The following is a 15,041-nucleotide window of genomic DNA, read 5'->3' as shown; positions in this document are numbered from 1 at the left end:
GTTAGGCACGGCAATACATCAAAGCCGACGGACTACTGGCAAGCAGCTTGGTGGATTGCCGTCGTGGCAGCTTTGTTTTTTGTGTCGCCTACAGCCGCGAGCCTCTTTGCTGGTGCAGCACTATTCCTACATGCGAGTCGCCGTCCCGAACTTGCGCTCGCACTGTTCGGCTTCGGCGGGCTTCTTCTTTTCGATTCCGGCCGTTCAACTCTCCTCAAGGCCGCATTCATTCTCGCGTGTTTGGCCCTTTTAACGCTTCCGCGCCAACATCTAGTCGACGTCCTCAAACCCACACTAAACAGTTTACCGCTCTACAGCCTAGGCGCCGCATATACCGTGATAATCGCGATCATACTGATCCCCGTTGCGATGTTTCAAGGTGTACCGACAAGTGAATATGCCCGAGAAGGCATGACACAAGCCCTCCCCGTGCTAGGGATTATCCTAGGGGCATGGGTTGGGCGACGAACAGACCTGGGATCCGTCATCGCCGTTTCCGCCCTCGTATGCGCTGTAGGCACCATCCAATACGTCGTTACGTGGCAAGGTCGCCGCGGATACATATCGGATGTCACATACGTGCTCGGATCGCGGGTCTTGGTAGAATTTTCGTTCCTGTTTGCCATGGCTATCGTCCTCTACTTTCGCCGATGGTGGATGTTCGCGTCACTGGCTGCGCTAGGAACACTGACGGCCGCCATACTCTCCGGAAACCGGTCGACCATGATCATGCTCGCCGGCGTCCCGATTCTCGCCATCTATACGTTCCGCAATCGCGGCTCTGCCACACGGCTTGCGCTCTCCGGCCTTCTGTGTTCCATCGGCATGCTCTTCTTTTTCAAGTTCATCCTGCCCACATTACCGAACTCCGCCCTCATCTCGTCGCGACTTGCGAGCATCGTCGACCTAGTGAAGGGCACGTCCCACGGCGACGCTTCTGCGATGGTGAGGGCGCAAATAACGTCGCAGGCGCTTGATCAGTGGCATGCCCATCCGCTCTTCGGCGGTGGTATCGGATCGAGCCAACACGTTGATTCCGCCGCGCTGTACCTAGCGGAGTTCGGTCTCATCGGAACCGTACTCATTGCCGCATTTTATGTGGCGCACGCTCGATTCATCTTCAAGACTGCCTCGAAGGCGTCGTGGATTCGAGCGCTCGTCGCCGCATGGGTGGTCGTCCTGGCTCTGAGCCTGTTTTCGAGTATGCCGACCGCAGACCAAGGACTTGCCATCGCGTGCTCGATTATAACAGCACTTAGCACTGCGGCAGTCGAGATGCAAAGCCCAACGGGTAACTAGATGCGCACATTTTACATTTGGGAACCCGATCCAAATGGTCACCGAATGGTCTATGCCAACCTCATATTGGAGCGTGCGTTAGAACTCGGTGCATCAGCCAAAATCATCATGCCGTCACAGTCAGTCTCGAACCCGCAGGTCAAAATGCACGTCGGACGCCAAGACCTGATCGCCAACTGCGCGGACCTCCGTCACGCACGACAAATTTCCGCTCATGAGGACGCTCGCTTGATTATTCCGAGCGGAGACCACAATCTCACACAACTCGCAAGGCCACGCGCAGGAGAAAGGGTGACGGTTCTCGTCATGGATGATCCGGCATGGTACCCGCCAGCGCCACGGAAGCGTGCCAAGGCAGCCCTAATCCGAGTGTTGCGAACACGTCGGCAAATCCGAGTCTTGCGACTGTCACCGAACGCCCCGATTCGCGCGCTGCCTTCTGATCGCGCACCGGACCCGGTCCTTATCACGAACTACCGTGGATATGCAAGCGATGCCAGCGAGCTTCGAGCCCATCTCCAGATGAGCCCGGACATTCGTTGGATCGGCGTCGTCGGTGGACTATCAATCAACAAGAATCCATTGCTAGTTGCCATGGCGGCGGCGAGTGCATCTGAGAAGAACGGCAACGTTGGACTCGCCCTGCTCGGGCCCGTTCCTCCCGAAAGCAGGGATCTGCTGAAAGAAATCAAGGAACTCGCCGTTCGCGCTGGCCTTCCACTCGTCTTGGATAACCGCAGGCTATCCAATGACGAAATGAATACCGCCGTAGCAGCGGTAGATGCAGTCGTATGCGCATACTCCACCTCGGCACCTAACTCTACGACGGCCAAGGCCTTCTATCTTGGGACCAGAGTCGTAGGCGCTGGACCGGAAGCATTCCTACGCAATGGATGTCGATTTTGGACAAGCACCGCGGCCGGCATGTCCGCGCACGCGGTCCAAATGGCGCTCGAAGAAGCGTTAGGAATGCCGACGCCAGAGCCACAAAATGCACCAGATCCGCGCGAGTTTGCGGACAGGCTGTTAGGTTTCGCGTGAGGCGCCTCGTTGCTGGTGGGGTCGGAGCGCAAGTCTGCTCAGTTCTCGCTACGCTGTTAGCAGCCCGGATCATCGGACCGAGCGCTTTCGCAATCGCAGCCAGCATCTTGGCTGCCGGCACAACAGCCGGCGTCCTCAGTTCATTCGGGATACATTCCTATCACATCCGGGTGCTAGCGCGCGGCGAGAAGGATGTCAATGACATCTTTGGCGAGTTCGTTGGGCGACTGACGACGGCTTTCCTCGTCGCTAGCCTTGTCGGCGGCGCCATGTTGTTGGTCGGTTCTATATCGCCCGCCGCGTTCGCGATCGTTCTAGCAGTGGCAGTCGGCAGTCAACTAGCACAGTGCGCGCAGGTCCCATTACTGGGATCTGGGAAATATGGAACGGTCGCCGCTGCCAACATAGTCGACAAGCTTGTATTTGCGCTCATCACTGGCGCCCTAGTGGCAGTCCAACAGCTTGACCCCTTGACCTACTCCGTGAGCTACGTCGCTGGAAATGTCCTCGGTGGCACCCTAGCAATATGGCACTGGCGGCTCCTTCTGCCGCGATGCGTTCCAACGTTTTCTCCACGGCGAATGTGGAAGCTGTATCGCTCCTCACACTGGGTTGGCTGGGCGCAGGTGTCGTTCTCCGCACAGCAACTCGATATCCCAGTCGCCCGACTTGCATCGACTGACATGATCACCGGCCAGTATGGTGCCGTCGCGCGATGGACGCAGCCAATAGTCTTACTCGCGTCTGCCGCCGCAACCACAACACTGCGTGATTCGGCCAGCGCCGACACCGATGATGCCGCCATCCGAAGAGTTCAAAAGAGGGTGCGCGTACCCTTCGCGCTCGCATGCATCACATCGGGCGTAGCGGCCATGCTTGCTTTCGTTGCCGCACCCATTGTTCTTGGCCAGGCCTACTCGGATGCCCGCTTCCCCGCCGTCGTACTTTTGATGAGCGCTCCCTTCGCGTTCCTGAATCAAGTGCTGGTAAATCTACTGGTAGGGCGTCATCACGAAAAGCCAGCAGGCCTCGGCGCCGCACTACTTGTCACGGCGCAGCTTGTCGCGGTTTACCCTCTGACGAAACTTCTTGGCCCGGTCGGACCGGCCGCGTCGACTTTTGGAATGCAAATGATTTATTGCAGTGTGTTGCTTCGGGCCACAGCGACCTATGCCCGGCACTCCGGAGAGGAATTTCATAACTGCTCAGTGTTGAAGCGGGCAGTCCCCACAAAACGAAATCGGAGACTTCTGTGAAAAAGCTAAAATCACGCATCTACAAACCTTTAGCTCATTTATCACCTAGGCTCGCAGCGAGCCTTAAGTACATGTACTACCGTCATTCCTGGCCAAACCTAACAACACCGCGCGATTTGAGTGAAATAATCCTGGCCGAAATTCTGTCCGGTGACACGGCAACGTACGCGCCATACTGTGACAAGTTGAGAGCCCGGGAGATTCTGTCATCGTGGGGATATGCACACATGCTGCCGGAACTCGTCAACCAATGGACGTCTGTTCCAGCAAATATTTCGGACCTGCTAAAGCGGGACTGTGTGCTCAAACCATCCAATTCAACCGGCGGAGCAACGGCGACTAACAAAATCCTGGAATTGCCTTATGAGCGCCGTTACGCTGCGGTTAATGAACTTTTCGATCGATATTCGACTCCTCCGGATCACGAACCGCAGTATGCGTCGATACCGCCACATCTCTTGATGGAGCGATGGGTGGGAAATCCCGACGTGTCGCCGGTTGACTACAAGTTTATGACGTGCGGCGGCGTAGTCCACGGCGCGCTCGTGTGCACAGAACGAGACACACGCACCCGGCTTTCCTTTCTCAACAAGCAATGGGAACCTCTTCCATGGGTAAAGGACGAATATCTTCCCTCGGCCGTTCCACCGATGCCGACACAGTTCCAGGAGATGTTAGATGTCGCGGAGGATATCGCGTCACGTTTTCGGCAAGTGCGCGTCGACATGTACGCGCCGAGGGAGGGCGAAACGTATATTGGCGAGTTGACATTCACTCCCCAGGGCGGATACATGACCTACTTCACGACAGAAGCCTTGGATGTGATGGGAAGTACGTTGACTCAGGGATGATGTCTTGATGAAACTGCCCGGGCAAAGTAAAGACGACGGGGAAGCCCGCTCTGGAATCAAGTCAGTTTTAATAAACGCGGCGAATCTACATTCCGGCGGCGGGGTCCAGGTGGCTGCTTCTTTCATCGACGAGTTGTGCGCGCTCGGCTCGACGGCTGGCGCAAGCGACCAGTTTCCGTGGTTGTCCAGCGCGCAATGCGAGGTGTCACGCGCTGTATGGGAGAACCTGGCGGAAGAGTCCCGATTAAGTCCTTTCGTCGCGGTCCGACGCCAGTCGACCATTCGCCTGCCATCGCTACCAATCGGCAAGCCGTTCGATATTGAGTTCACGATATTCGGCCCGCGCTACGGTTGGAGTCGTTCGAAGTTCAAGATTGTCGGGTTCGCAGATCTTACGAGCATATACCCTCATGCAGGGCGACGCCGAACAACATTGAAGGTAGCTGTAAGACGTCGGGTCTCGCGGCACCTATTCAAGCGATCCGATATGATCGTTGTTGAGGCTCGACATGTGGCATTGAAACTTACAGATCACTGGGGAATATGCCCGGATCGGATCCATGTCGTACCAAACACCGTACATCAAATATTTCGCGAACCTGTTCGCTCCCCAGCCGAAGCAAGTTGTTTGGGTGGACGCCACACCGTTGAGTGGATATACGTGACGCGCAGCTATCCTCACAAAAATCTGGACTTTATCGGTATGATCGGCGAGCGACTCGCTTCCTACGGCTATCACGATTGGCGGGTCCTCGTTACTTTGAGCGATGCGGAATGGCGTGAACTCAGCAACCGAACGCGAAGGTTCTGCCGGAATCTTGGCCCATGTAGAGTCGGCGAGCTCCCCCAGCTTTACGCGAAGGCCTTTGGCGCTATATTTCCCAGTGTCCTGGAGTCGTTCTCCGCGATGCCTTTAGAGGCGCTGGCAACGTCGACTCCGCTCGTCGCGAGCGACCGGGACTTTGTGCGAGAGGTGTGCGGCACAAGTGCCGTGTACGCTAACCCCCATGATGCAGTCGCCTGGGCACGAGCCATTATCCGTGTTACGGAGGACGCTGGCCTCCGTAACAGGCTGATCGAATCAGGGTTGGAAATCATTTCGAACTGGCCGACTTCTCGTGACCGTGCGTTCGCGTATGCGGCCCTGATCAATGATGCAATTTCCAGGAGCACCGCATGACACAACACACCTCAGTCAATGAGCGAGGTCGGCGAGTCACACTCATTAGTAGGTCTTTCCCCCATTACCGACAGTCAGTGTTGAAAGAATTATCTTCTGCGCACGTGCTCACCTGCTTCTCGGCGGAAGAGGACGAGACAGGCACCATCGTCGGCGTTGATTGGGCCTCACTCCCCGTTAAGCGTGTTAAGTCGCGAGCTATAAAGCTTCCGATGGGTCTAAGGTGGCAGACCAAATCAGTGCAGGCAGCCTTCTCCGGAGATGTCGCCATAGTGACCGGAGATGCGAGATACGTATCGGCTTGGATGATCGCGATTCTCGCGCGCACGGTAGGTCGTCCGGTAATCTTCTGGACTCATGGGTGGACGAGATCAGATCATGGTCTTACGTCTATCGTTAAGCCGATTTTTTATGGGCTTGCCGCTGGGCTCGCGGTCTATACGGCGCGAGGCGCGAATCTTGCGCGCCAGCACGGTTATGGTCGCCCGATCTGGGTGGTGGGTAACAGCCTGGGAACTCCTCTTGCAGTTCGGAACAAGCGTTCTTCAAGCCGGCGTACCAGACAGCAATGGGCCTATGTGGGTCGGCTGATGCCGGGGCGTGGGCTTGAGGACTTAATTGTGCAACTCGCCCGGCTCAAGAAGGACGGGAGAGATGTGCGATTTGTTGTCGTGGGCGATGGACCTGGGCGCGCTCATCTTGAAACAATGTGTACTAGCTTCGACATCGAAGTGCGGTTCACTGGGGAACTCTATGGATCTGCGGCAGACTCTATTCTGGACGAGTCCGATATTCTCGTGTCGCCACGGAATGTTGGTCTCGCAGCGGTACATGCCATGTCGCGTGGATGTCCCGTATCGACGCACGAGGATGGCGATCATCAGATGCCAGAGTACGCGGCAGTAACGCCAGGTCGCACCGGCGTGCTGTTCCCTCGCGGCGACATCCGGAAGTGCGTGGATCAGACATGGGAGTTTGTCGCCTCTTCGAATCCGCAAACTGTTGCCGAGTGGTGTGTCGCCGAAATACAGGAGCGGTGGACGCCGGAAAGGCAGGCTGCGATGCTGAGCAAGGCAGTTGAAAATGTCTGCGAGCGCAATTTGGGCGCCTACGCCACAACCGACCTGGGTTTTTTCGAGGTCCGCCAATAGCCGCGTGCGCTTCCTCCGGCCAGTAGGTCACGGTCGATATGTTGGGATCATGTTTCGGTGGAGCAAATTCGACGGGGTGCCGCAATTGTAAGCGTCGTGTCTGGCATATAAGACTGTTGTGGGGCCGTTCAGCGTGGTCATAGCACAGGAATGGTCCGAACGGATGCAGCGAACGCCTCGTCGGGTCGCTGTTCCCGTCACTAAGTCGTCTTGTGGGTCTGAAATGTGGCTGCAAGACGACGGGGAAGTGCGAAACAGTCACTCGTGTTCACTTCTGGGCAGGTCCTGAGAGCGGATCTCGCGCCTCGGGGCGCCGTCAGCCGCCGCTGTGGTGTGGTCGGGCAGCGCGCGCGGGGCCTCGAGACGCCTCCCCGCTTCGCTCCTCCGGCTCTCCGGCCACCGCTGCGCCGGTCAGCGGCTGAGCGCAACTTCGTGCGCAGCGCGGATGATCCGCGGCAGCACCTCGCCGACCTGTTGTGACATCGCGGCGAAGACGCTGTCGTCTTGGCGGAACGGGTCGACAATGCCGGAGTCTTCCGCCACACGCGCCGCGACCTCGCCACGGGCCGACTGGGCTCGGGCCGCCAGCTTGGCGACCACCGAGGCGCCGGGTGGCTCCATGAACGACGTGTGCCGCAGATCCGCAACTGCCACCAGGTCACTGAAGTCGTCGATGGCATGCGCGTAGCGCAACGCCTTCGGCTCCAACTGCACGACCTCACGGCGATGCTCACGTGTGGCGGTCAGCACCAGATCGGCCTCGGCCAGCATGGTCGCGGTGAGCTGCCGGGCGACGAAGTCGTCGGTGGTGATGCCAGCGTCCTTGAGCAGTCGCGCCGAGCCCGCATCCATGGGTCGACCGGCCAAGGCGTGGGTGCCGGCGCTGGACACCTCGATGTCAAGGCCGCGCAGGCCGACCATGAGCAACCGCTCGATGTACGGCGAGCGACATACATTGCCGGTGCACACCACTAGTATTCGTCCGCCTGCGTTCACGGGGTCAATGTAGCTGGCCCGGATCTCGATACGTCGCTCGTCCCTCGCGACTACTCGATCAGCGGGCTTGTGGCTCGTGCCCCGTCGAGAAGCGGCTCGTACCTCACCGCTACTCGACTGACGATGGGACTACTCGATCAGCGGGCTTGGGGTTCGTTCCTCACCGCTACTCGACCGACGAGGGGTGCTACTCGACCGGCGGTGCGGTGGTGAGGTAGGCCGCCAGGCGGTCGGACCAGACGTCGATCGGGTCGTCCGGGTGGGCCAGCACACTGAGGGCCGGACGCGGCGCCGGACGCGGGAAGTCCTCGGTGGTGCACGGCGACACGCGCTCCGGGTCCAGGCCCGACAGACGGAAGATCTCGCGGGTGAAGCCGCACCACGAGGTCTCACCGGACGAGGTGCCGTGGTAGTAACCGCCGGAAGCCTTGTCGTCGACGAGCCTGATGACATACGCCGCCAGGTCCCGGGTCCAGGTGGGCTGGCCGACCTGATCGTCCACCACGCTCAGCGTCTCGCGCTCCCCCGCCAGCCGCAGCATCGTCGTGACGAAGTTGGGGCCGTGCGCGCCATACAGCCAGGCGGTCCGCACGATCAGCGCGTCCGGGTTCGTCGCCCGGATCGCCCACTCCCCCGCCGCCTTGGTGCGGCCGTATGCCGACCGCGGGTCCTGCGGGTGGTCCGGCTCGTATGGCGCAGTGGCGGTGCCGTCGAAGACGTAGTCGGTGGAGATGTGCACCATCCGGGTGCCGGTCTCGGCCGCGACCAGCGCGACGTTGCGAGCGCCGACCGCGTTGAGTGCGAATGCTCCGGGCTCATGGGTTTCGGCGTCGTCGACCGCGGTCCACGCCGCGGCGTTCACCACCACGTCGAAACCCTGCAGCGTCGCGCGCACCGCCTCCAGCGAGCGTATGTCGCACTCGGCCGACCCGACCGCCACCACGTCGTCGCCGCGCTCGCGCAACAACTCCACCAGGTCGGTGCCGAACATGCCCCGGCCACCGGTGACCAGCCAGCGCATCAGCCGATCACCGACTGGCCGGCGTAACGGGCCTCCGCAGCCGCCTTCTGCGGGCGCCACCACGACTCGTTGTCGCGATACCAGTCGATCGTCGCCGCGAGCCCGGCGTCGAAGTCGGGAAACTCCGGCGCCCAGCCCAGCTCCTCACGCAGCCGGGTGGAGTCGATCGCGTAGCGCCGGTCGTGCCCGGCCCGGTCGGTCACCCGGTCGTAGGCGTGCGCGTCCTGGCCCATGCCGACCAGGATCTGCTCGATGACCTCCTTGTTGTTGCGCTCGCCGTCCGCGCCGATCAGGTAGGTCTGCCCCAGCTCGCCGTGCTCGAGGATCGTCCACACCGCCCGGTTGTGATCGTCCACGTGGATCCAGTCGCGCACGTTGAGGCCGTCGCCATACAGCTTGGGGCGGACGCCGTCGATGATGTTGGTGATCTGCCGCGGGATGAACTTCTCCACGTGCTGGCGCGGGCCGTAGTTGTTGGAGCAGTTGCTGATCGTCGCGCGCACCCCGAAGGACCGCACCCACGCGCGCACCAGCAGGTCACTGCCCGCCTTGGTCGACGAATACGGACTGCTCGGGTTGTATGGCGTCGCCTCGGTGAAGCGCTGCGGATCGTCCAGCTCCAGGTCGCCATACACCTCGTCGGTGGAGATGTGGTGGTAGCGCACGTCGTGCCGGCGCACCGCCTCCAGCAGCGTGTAGGTGCCGACCAGGTTGGTCTGCACGAACGGCCACGGCTCGGCCAACGAGTTGTCGTTGTGCGACTCGGCGGCGAAGTGCACCACCGCGTCGGCCTCCGCGACGAGCCCGTCGACGAGCGCGGCATCGGCGACGTCGCCCTCGACGATCGTGATCTTGTCCTCGAGGCCGGCCAGCGAGGCGCGGTCACCGGCGTAGGTGAACGCGTCCAGCACGGTCACCTGCACGTCCGGCCGGGTCGCCGCGGTCAGGTGGACGAAGTTGCTGCCGATGAAACCGGCTCCTCCGGTGACGACTATGCGCATGCCCGGAATGGTAACCGGGGTGGATGGCACTCGATCTCGATACACCTCCGCCACTGCGCTCCCCCGGCACTCGATCAGCGTGCGAGTTCACCCCACCCCACGCTGGTCGAGTAGCGGCGAGGCGCTAGCCGAGACGCGTATCGAGACCACCCCGGCACTTGATCTCGATACACCTCCCCCGCTCCGGCACCCCACGAAGTTTCTCCCCCGCTGCGCTCCTCCGAATACTTCGCGGGGACCCCGCCCGCTCCTCCGGCACTCGATCAGCGTGCGTGCACTCGATCAGCGTGCGCGGTCAGCCGGCGAGGGACAGGCAGTCGCTCGGCATGCCGGCCGGCACGTCGGAGACCGCGGCCCCGGACTGCTGCCACCAGAGCGCGTGCCGCTGCACCTGCTCACCGGCCAGCTGCGGACTCGCCGCGAAGAGCGCCAGGTCGGGGTGATTGCTCATGCCCGCGGCATACACGACCGTCGGCGCGAGCACCGGGTCCGCGGCCAGTGCGGCCAGGTCCACGTGCTCGGGCACCCCGCCGGCGCGGGCCAGCGCGACCAGCATCGCGGCGCGCGACTCCGGCACCGTCTCCAGCAGGTCGACCAGGTCCTCGCGCTGCTCGGGCACCGCCAGGTAGCTGAGCGCGTGGCCCGCCGCGTGCGCGGCATACGGACCGGCCGGTGCCCGCACCTGCTCCAGCGCCACCTCCGAGACGACCTTCCGGTACGGACTGACCGCCAGCAGCAGCGAGGAGTGGTGCCGCCGCTCCACGAAGTCCGGCGACAGCGCCTCCCGCAGCAGCCGATCCAGCATCGGGTCGTCCAGCCCGGACGCCTGCAGGGCGGCCGCCCGGTAGGCGCTCAACGCGGTCGGGCTCTGCACCCGGGCACCCACCGCGGTCGGCGCCGCGTAGTAACCCAGCCGGGTCACGACCTGCTGGGTCAGGTTCGCCGAAAGCCGTTGCGCCAGCGCGAAGGCCGGCTCCCCGCGGCCCGGGCCGTCGCTCGCCGCGTCCAGCGCCGCGCGAGCGATGCGCGGCACCAGGTCGACCGGCAGCCGCCCGGTGCAGATCTGGTTGAGCAACCCGTATGCCGCCCCCCACATCTGCTCGCCCTCGGAGTGCTCGAAGTGCATCAGCAGCCACCGCAGCACCGACGGGTCGGAGCTGCCGCCCAGGATCGGCAGCACGTTGGTCACCGACTGGGCGCCCGGCTCCGCGACCGCGGAGGCCACTGTGTCCAGCACGACCCGTCCGGCCGACCGGTCGGCGAGCAACAGGTCCAGGGCGTGCGTGCGGGTGGTGTAGGCGTGCCGCACCGACCGCATCGTCTCCGACACCAGCTGCGCGACCCAGTCGTGCAACATCGACGGCGGCAGCACCGGACCCGTCGGCCGGGTGATCGCGTCCGCCAAGTGGATCCAGTCGGTGCCGGTCATCGACCGGGTCGCCACCTGCTCCTCCCACTCACCCAGCGCGTCGCTGAGCGCCGCCCTGGAGAACGCCGGTGCCACGTCGGACGCCAGCGCCGGCCCGAACATCCGGTCCAGGCCCAGGCAGACGCCCACCAGCCGGCCGGCCGGCGCGTCCAGCGCCCGCTCGTAGGCGCTCACCACCGACTTCGGCACCGCCTCCACCCCGGTCTCGTAGCGACACAGGGTGCTCGGTCCCAGCACGCACCCCTGGGCCCGCAGCATCTCCACGAAGCGTCCGGCCGGCCCCGGTGCGGCCGCCAGCCGGCTCAGTCGCAGCAGCCAGGCGATCCGGCCGCGGGCATCGATCCGCGCGCCGCGCAGCGATGTCTCGTCCTCGGGGATCACCACAGGACGACCCCGCCCCGGCACCCAGGTCACAGCCGCGCACCCATCGGGAGGGAGCGGCCCGTGCGCGCTCCTCGCCGGCCGGCCGGCGCACCGTTCAGACGGTCGCTAGCCGGAAACGTGGCATCCCGCCACGGATGATCTCGCAGCACCGCATCCAGCAGCTCCGGCACGAGATGGCTGTGCGGGCCGAAGCAGGCCCGCACATCGAGCACGACCGGCGTGTCCCCGGCGCGACCGCGCAACGACACCTCGACCGGCCCGGTCAGCCCCAGGGCACGCACCGCAGCCTGTGCGACGCGCTCCACTTCCGGAGCCGCACCCCGCTCCACCGCGTATGCCGAATCGACCTCCCCGTCGTCCAGGATGGTCTCCTCCAACACCGTGGTCAGCCGGCCCTTGCCGTCCAGCGGCCGGTAGACGACCGCCTTGTATGCCGTCCCCGGCACGAACTCCTGCACCAGCGTCTCGTCACCCAGCGACGCCCAGTCGACCTCCGACGGGTCGTCCACCAGCACCGTCGGCTGGTTGTCGTCGGCCCACCGGGACCGCAGGATCAGCGCACCGCCCAGCACCGCCGAACTGGCCGATGAGTGGGCGAAGTCGCTGGGGACGCCGAACCCCGGCACCCCGATGCCGTGCGACCACAGGCCCCACGCGGTCAGCAACCGGTCCTGTGCGGTGGCGACCGGGCCCGGTCCGGGCACGACGACCTCGACGCGACCTCCGAACGCCATACGTCCCGACGAAATCGCAGCAAGCTCACTGCTGTTCGCCGGTATGACGAGGTCGATGTGCTCGGTCCGGACCAGCCGGGCGAGAGCCGGCAGGAAGCCCGGCCCCCCGGCGATGAGGTGGCAGGTGGCGGATGGGACGTCCATCGGCCGGCTGTCCGCGCAATGCACCCGCAGGCCGCGGTCGGCCAACTGCTCGGCGAGCGATGTGCCGGAGGCGCCGGCGGCGCCGGTGACCAGGACGGAGCGCCGTCTGGCGGCTCCGGAACGGTCGTTATCCCCGAGTGGTGAATCCTTCTGATCTATAGATGACATCGAGTCCCCTGGACGACTGTGCTGGCGAGGTGAGAAAACGCCGCAGGCCCAAGAGGAGGGGGCGGACTTGCAAACAACAACGCTGCGTCTCTAACACGTTGCGGTCATGACATCGGCCGGTGCTAGCGGCCTGGATCTTTGACTTATCAACTGCGTGCAAGCAACGTACCCCTTTACGAAACTTAGAACAAGGCTTTACTAAAAATTTACTACTTTTGTGGTTCGCTACTCCCTGCGCGGGCCGCAGATCCCTGCAACCGCAACGAAATCCGCCGTCTTGCGGTCGGGCCGTCGAGTCGCAATCCCAACAACGACAAGGTGATTCGTCAGTTCGGCGTATCACCAGCAGTCCCTCCAGTCACAGATTTTTCAGGTCGTCGCGTGTGGTGGAAATTGCCCTCGCGCAGCACAAAGTGACGCACACCTTCCGGTGCGGCGTTCGTCGCCGGCGCGGCCGGCCAGTGCCTCACAAGGGAGCACCAGGGCGTATTCGGTGCGGTGTGATTCCTCCCGTGCTTATCCGGGTCGATGGGCAATCGGCGTGCTGCGTCGGTCATGTCAGTCGGTCATGTCAATGGCTCACGTCAGTCGGTCGGTTGAGTCAGGGAGTCGATGAGGGGGTCAGTAGGCGCCCGTGCCGCGCACCACTGCCCGCGCGGTGCGCCACAGGATCTGCAGGTCCAGGGTCATCGACCAGTTGTCGACATAGCGCAGGTCCAGCCGCAGCGACTCGTCCCACGACAGGTTGCTGCGTCCGCTGACCTGCCACAGCCCGGTCAGCCCCGGCCGCACCCGCAACCGGCGCACCGCGTCGGCGCCATACTTGGCGACCTCGTCGCGCAGCGGCGGACGCGGACCCACGATCGACATGTCGCCGCGCGCCACGTTGATCAGCTGCGGCAGCTCGTCGAGCGAGAAGCGGCGCAGCACCCGCCCGACGGGGGTGACCCGTGGGTCGTCGCGCAACTTGAAGAGCACGCCGTTGCCGTCGTTCGCGGCGCCCTGCAGCGCGGCCAGCCGCGCCTCGGCGTCGGGCACCATCGAGCGGAACTTCAGCATGGTGAAGTCGGTGCCGTCGATGCCCACCCGGGTCTGCCGGAAGAACACCTGGCCGCCGTCGCGCACCTTGATCAGCACCGCGATCACCAGGAACACCGGCGCCAGCAGCGCGATCCCCAGCGCGGCGGCGCAACGGTCGAACGTCGCCTTGGTGACGGCGTTGACCCCGTGCAGCGCCGGCCGCTCGATGTGCAGCAGCGAGAGGTTGGCCGCCGGGCGGATCGACATCCGCGGGCCGGTCACCTCCACCACACCGGGCGAGACGATCAGCTCGGTGCCCAGGTCGTCCAGCTCCCAGGACAGCCGGCGCAACTCGATGCCGTCCAGCCCCGAGGGGCTGGCCACCACCACCACGTCGGCGGCATACCGGCGCGCGATCTGCACCGTCTCTGCCACCGTGCCCTCGCGGGGCAGACCGCAGCCGAGCTCGGCGACCTCAGTGGTGCAGGCCGCGACCGGGTTGATGCCGTGCACCGGCTCCCGGCGCAGGTCGCTCACCAGGCCGCTGACGGCCGCGTTCTGACCGACCACGACGGCCCGGTGGAAGCTGCGGCCCTTCCAGCGGGCCTGGTGCAGGTGCCGGCGCAACCCGTAGCGGCCGATCAGCGAGGTGATCAACAACAGCGGGAAGAGGATCAGCACGAAGTAGCGGGAGAAGTAGGGCCGGTTGGTGTAGACCGCGTAGGACGCGAACGCCGACAGGGCCAGCAGGCGGACCGTCGCCGAGAACAGGGCGCGGTACTCCTCGGCGCCGACGCCCAGATAGCGCCGCTCGTAACCGTGGCAGGCCGCCACCGCCGCGACCCACACGGCCGGGCTGAGCACGATCACCACCAGATAGGGCACCGGCACGACGCCCCGGAGCGGGATCGCGTCGGACAGGACCACCGCCACACCGACGCAACAGAAGGCGCACAAGGCGTCGGCCAGCAGGACGTGCCGCAGGTAGAGGCGCGACCAGTCGCCGGTGCGGGTCTGCCGGTGACTCGCCGCAGGCCGCCGCGGGCGGCGCAACGGCCAGAGTGCCGGCGGGTCGACGACGGCTCCGGGCGGCTGGGCCAGTCCGGCGTCTGCTTCGGCTGTCATACGCTCCCCCATGCGGCTCGCTCGGCTGGCATCTGGTGCGGTCCACCGGCCCCCACCGGTCTCGTCGCGGGAGCCATCCTCCCGAAGCCGCTGCGCGCACAACGCTTCTCTGCTGCCGCATCACGATTGCGCAAAATGTCCGGCAGGGGTGGCCGGAACGCGGCGGAAGTGGTTCAATCCCCGCACCATTCGAGCGTCGAACATCCGGGCCCCGGTCGGGGCGCACGGTGGTCCGCTAAGG

12 protein-coding genes are annotated in these 15,041 nt (G+C 63.9%); 6 read left to right on the top strand and 6 right to left on the bottom strand.

All coding sequences use genetic code 11. From position 1 onward, the window contains the following. The first annotated feature begins 63 nt into the window (after positions 1 to 63). The 6 genes from ACYVBN_RS02210 (at position 64) to ACYVBN_RS02185 (ending at position 6,778) form a co-directional block, all read left to right on the top strand. Positions 64 to 1,299 carry an O-antigen ligase family protein gene (locus ACYVBN_RS02210; protein WP_460599100.1) on the top strand — a complete coding sequence of 412 codons (1,236 nt, stop codon included), beginning with the start codon at positions 64 to 66 and terminating at the stop codon, positions 1,297 to 1,299. Continuing rightward, positions 1,300 to 2,340 (top strand): glycosyltransferase family protein, encoded by a 1,041-nt coding sequence (locus ACYVBN_RS02205; protein ID WP_460599099.1) that lies wholly within the window; start codon positions 1,300 to 1,302, stop codon positions 2,338 to 2,340. It begins immediately after the preceding gene. 170 nt (positions 2,341 to 2,510) lie between these two features. Beyond that, entirely contained in the window at positions 2,511 to 3,596 is a 1,086-nt protein-coding gene (locus tag ACYVBN_RS02200; RefSeq protein WP_460599098.1) for an MATE family efflux transporter, read from the top strand. A gap of 71 nt (positions 3,597 to 3,667) precedes the next feature. Beyond that, positions 3,668 to 4,447, top strand: a complete 780-nt coding sequence (locus ACYVBN_RS02195; RefSeq protein WP_460599097.1) for an ATP-grasp fold amidoligase family protein — start codon at positions 3,668 to 3,670, stop codon at positions 4,445 to 4,447. Between the two features lie 7 nt (positions 4,448 to 4,454). Next, positions 4,455 to 5,627, top strand: a complete 1,173-nt coding sequence (locus ACYVBN_RS02190; protein WP_460599096.1) for a glycosyltransferase — start codon at positions 4,455 to 4,457, stop codon at positions 5,625 to 5,627. 77 nt (positions 5,628 to 5,704) lie between these two features. Continuing rightward, on the top strand, positions 5,705 to 6,778 hold the full coding sequence (locus tag ACYVBN_RS02185; protein WP_460599095.1) for a glycosyltransferase family 4 protein: 1,074 nt from the start codon (positions 5,705 to 5,707) through the stop codon (positions 6,776 to 6,778). 411 nt (positions 6,779 to 7,189) lie between these two features. On the opposite strand, the gene ACYVBN_RS02180 is transcribed toward ACYVBN_RS02185, so the two are convergent. From ACYVBN_RS02180 to ACYVBN_RS02155, 6 genes are all read right to left on the bottom strand, one after another. Then, positions 7,190 to 7,774 (bottom strand): arsenate reductase/protein-tyrosine-phosphatase family protein, encoded by a 585-nt coding sequence (locus ACYVBN_RS02180; protein ID WP_460599094.1) that lies wholly within the window; start codon positions 7,772 to 7,774, stop codon positions 7,190 to 7,192. Between the two features lie 187 nt (positions 7,775 to 7,961). Continuing rightward, complete coding sequence (gene rfbD / locus ACYVBN_RS02175) at positions 7,962 to 8,795, bottom strand: SDR family oxidoreductase (protein ID WP_460599093.1); 834 nt, start codon at positions 8,793 to 8,795, stop codon at positions 7,962 to 7,964. Next, positions 8,795 to 9,796: a dTDP-glucose 4,6-dehydratase gene (rfbB, locus tag ACYVBN_RS02170; RefSeq protein WP_460599092.1), complete on the bottom strand. Its 1,002-nt coding sequence runs from the start codon at positions 9,794 to 9,796 to the stop codon at positions 8,795 to 8,797. Before rfbB ends, rfbD begins: the two co-directional genes overlap by 1 nt. A 295-nt stretch (positions 9,797 to 10,091) precedes the next feature. Beyond that, positions 10,092 to 11,639, bottom strand: a complete 1,548-nt coding sequence (locus tag ACYVBN_RS02165; RefSeq protein ID WP_460599091.1) for a hypothetical protein — start codon at positions 11,637 to 11,639, stop codon at positions 10,092 to 10,094. Further along, the gene (locus ACYVBN_RS02160) at positions 11,636 to 12,655 is read right to left on the bottom strand and encodes an ATP-grasp domain-containing protein (protein WP_460599090.1); all 1,020 of its coding nucleotides are present in this window, start codon (positions 12,653 to 12,655) and stop codon (positions 11,636 to 11,638) included. The genes ACYVBN_RS02165 and ACYVBN_RS02160 overlap by 4 nt, the downstream gene beginning before the upstream one ends. Positions 12,656 to 13,276: 621 nt before the next feature. Next, complete coding sequence (locus tag ACYVBN_RS02155) at positions 13,277 to 14,800, bottom strand: sugar transferase (RefSeq protein WP_460599089.1); 1,524 nt, start codon at positions 14,798 to 14,800, stop codon at positions 13,277 to 13,279. Positions 14,801 to 15,041 lie beyond the last annotated feature (241 nt).

Source organism: Flexivirga lutea (assembly GCF_054778955.1).
The sequence above is the reverse complement of the archived record's forward strand: the minus strand, read 5'-3'. Positions and strand labels throughout refer to the sequence as shown.